The sequence below is a fragment of the Rhizobium sp. AQ_MP genome (assembly GCF_014237835.1).
Lineage (GTDB): Bacteria > Pseudomonadota > Alphaproteobacteria > Rhizobiales > Rhizobiaceae > Allorhizobium.
Map to the genome: position 1 here is coordinate 1 of NZ_JACJVI010000085.1, position 385 is coordinate 385.

At 58.4% G+C, this 385-nt stretch carries 1 tRNA gene; it reads left to right on the plus strand.

Features of this window, described 5'->3' with window-relative positions:
• A tRNA-Met gene (locus H6M51_RS24325) sits at positions 1 to 77 on the plus strand.
• Positions 78 to 385: the final 308 nt, after the last annotated feature.

Consider the following 385-nt stretch of genomic DNA (forward strand, 5'->3'; position numbering starts at 1 on the left):
CGCGGGGTGGAGCAGCCCGGTAGCTCGTCAGGCTCATAACCTGAAGGCCGCAGGTTCAAATCCTGCCCCCGCAACCACTGAGACTTGCAAATTCTCCCACTCCGGCAATTTGCGTGACAGTTCATCGATATAGGCCTCGATGAGCTTGTTCTTCTTGGCATCCGTATCGATCTCTCCCGAAGCCATACGCGTCATCAGGTCGTTCTGGGCAGCAGCGAAGAACTGCTGCTGCAGGACATCGATCGCGTCGATGGAAGCCATGATGTTGGCGATATCGCCATGGACTTGCAGGCTTGCCGGCTGGTGGCCAGGCGTCTTGCCTATGACGACGGTCTGGATGAGGTCACGCACGATCGGCATCAGCCGGCGCTTCGCAGCTTCATCC